At 45.1% G+C, this 2,124-nt stretch carries 2 protein-coding genes and 1 pseudogene; all 3 read left to right on the top strand.

The features are described from left to right. Positions 1-1,237, top strand: a 1,237-nt coding sequence (locus HMPREF1051_RS15155) for an RHS repeat domain-containing protein (RefSeq protein ID WP_003765192.1), incomplete at its 5' end; no start/stop codon positions are given. Positions 1,238-1,240: 3 nt separating this feature from the next. Next, complete coding sequence (locus HMPREF1051_RS04865; RefSeq protein ID WP_003765186.1) at positions 1,241-1,636, top strand: hypothetical protein; 396 nt, start codon at positions 1,241-1,243, stop codon at positions 1,634-1,636. A 261-nt stretch (positions 1,637-1,897) separates the two neighbouring features. Continuing rightward, positions 1,898-2,124: pseudogene (locus HMPREF1051_RS04860) on the top strand (RHS repeat protein); the annotation flags it as partial.

Raw genomic sequence — 2,124 nt, 5'->3', positions numbered from 1 at the left:
CAACCTGACCCACAGCACCGACCAGCGGACGGGCACGACGCAGTTCGAGTACGACAGACTGGGCAGGATTACCCAAGCCGGCAATGAGCTGTTCGCCTTCGACCCTGCGCACAATATCCTCGACATGCCGACGGAAAAGGTCAAACCATACCCTACCCCCTCTCTCGTGGGAGAGGGCAAAACGGCTGTGCCGCTTTCAGACAACCGTTCCGTCATCACCGACAACCGCCTGAAAACCTACAACTGCACGATCTATTACTACGACGAGCTCGGCAACCTGATCCACCGCGAACTCGTCGACGGCGAAGTGCAAAACTATTTCTACGACCTGCACGACCAACTGGTTAAAGCCGAAATCTTCAAAAAAGACGGCACGAAAGAAACTTGGTCCTACACCTACGACGCCCTGGGCAGAAGGATAGACAAAGGCCGTCTGAAAAACGAAGAAGTTTCAGGTAGCCTCGAAAAGGAAACCCGCTTCGTCTGGGACGGCAGCCACCTCTTGCAGGAAGTCCAGCCAGATGGCAGGTATACCTATATCTACACCGACCCGGATTCCTACGAGCCGCTGGCGCAGGTACATAACCGGACCAACGAAGACGGAGAAAACCGACAACAAACCCACTACTTCCACTGCGACCAAATCGGCATCCCTAGGGAGATGACCGATAAAGACGGCAACCTCTTATGGTTCGGCAATTACACCGGCTGGGGTCGTCTGAAAGAGGAAACCCGAGTAACAGATAGCGCATACCAACCCTTCCGCCTGCAAAACCAGTATGCCGACCGTGAAACGGGGCTGCATTACAACTTCTTCAGGTATTACGAACCTGATGCGGGGCGGTTTGTGAATCAGGATCCGATTGGGTTGTGGGGTGGTAGTAATTTTTACTGGTTTGCTAGAAACTCCCAAGAATGGATTGATCCTTTAGGACTATCGGCTATCAGTATGGATGCTGCAATAGACTTAGCATTAAAATTCTTAAAAGAAGATGTACCTGCTCAAATAATTGATGGTCCTACAGGAATACAGGTTATTCAAAACTACGAAGAAAATGGAAAGAAAATGACAAAAAGGGTAGGTTTTGATGTAAACCCTGGGAGCTGTCATGTACAAAAATTAGGACCACATTTAAATTTACAAACTCAAGTTAATGGTAAGATAATAAAAAAAGGTAAATTGGCAGATCCACATTTACCTATTGATCCTTCAACTATCAAAAAAGGTGATTATTAAAATATGGAAAGTATTTTTATTAACGGAAATCTAGAAGACTCTGAAATTGAGATTTTAGGAAAAGTTACAGCACTCAATGCATTAGGCAATATTTTAAATAAAGTCAATACTGTAACATCATTTAAATTGCAAACTTGCTCTAATAAGTTTTATCCCAAAAAGTTTGAGTTTTTACAATTAATATATCACGATGATAAAACTAATAGAATCTCTATTAAAATAGAAGGTAATAAATTGATATTAGAAGGAAATAGCATAGCATTTAATATATTAGGAGACTCATTGAATAATTTTTTTAATGATGAAAGCCAAAAGAATGACCATTTCCATATAGATTATTACGATGGAAATGATGTGCTTAATCCAACTAATATTTCATTAGTTTTTATGTGTTTGTAATTTATTTATACAATATGAAACCTTTGCAAAATTAGCAAGCCGTAATCCGTATGCCTCCCAATTCCGATGGAAAGTGTGTACGTAACTCACGCGGTATCTGCTTTTCAGACGACCTCAAAACCTTCTTTGAGGTCGTCTGAAATTTTTATTCTGTAAATAATCTTATTCGACCATAAGCTGACCGGCTACCGCTACAACGCCGGCAACGAACTGGTCGAGCAGCGCGAATTCGGCGACGACGCCTCCCTCGCCGCCAAACTGATGGCGCAACTGGGCGGACAGCCCGTCCCCAAAAAAGACGCCGCCCCGCTTTCAGACGACCTCGAAGCTCAAACCCCGCTGCGGATTACCGAGTTCAAACGCGATATATTGGGACGCCTAATCCACACCCTCGCCCGCGACGTCGGCGACCGAGTTCAGGAGACCGTTTACGGCTACGACTTGGACGGTAACCTCGTCCGCGCCGCCAACTGCCACAGCATCACCTG

Origin of the sequence: Neisseria sicca VK64 (assembly GCF_000260655.1) — a bacterium.
Classification (GTDB): Bacteria; Pseudomonadota; Gammaproteobacteria; order Burkholderiales; family Neisseriaceae; genus Neisseria; species Neisseria sicca_B.
Note: the sequence above shows the minus strand (reverse complement) of the source record. Positions and strands in the feature narration are given on the sequence as shown.

What these genes read in the sequence shown, in the direction of transcription:
- HMPREF1051_RS04865 (WP_003765186.1), top strand. Translation starts at nt 1,241, where the DNA reads ATGGAAAGTATTTTTATTAACGGAAATCTAGAAGACTCTGAAATTGAG.